Below are 257 nucleotides of genomic sequence, written 5' to 3' on the forward strand. Positions count from 1 at the left end.
TCCTCACCAACGGCGGCACCGGCAACATCAGCACCAGCGTCACCGTCGATGGCCAGCCACAAACACTCGATGCCCAGGGCACAGCCACCATCACCGCCGCCACTACAGGCGCGCACCAGGTTGTCGCCAGCGCCAAAGATGATCTCGCTACCGTCAGCAAGACCAGCCTCTACAGCGTGCGAAACCCGGCCGACAGCAGCACACCCGTCGCCCAGATCACCACCCCCACAGACGACGTCGAGATCACCGCCCCGACC

Annotated in this window: 1 protein-coding gene; it reads right to left on the reverse strand. The window is 65.4% G+C overall.

The genetic code is table 11. From position 1 onward, the window contains the following. Positions 1–257, reverse strand: a 257-nt coding sequence (locus ACO0LI_RS30750) for a hypothetical protein (protein WP_423037738.1), incomplete at both ends; no start/stop codon positions are given.

Origin of the sequence: Undibacterium sp. Tian12W (assembly GCF_049339405.1) — a bacterium.
Classification (GTDB): domain Bacteria; phylum Pseudomonadota; class Gammaproteobacteria; order Burkholderiales; family Burkholderiaceae_D; genus Undibacterium.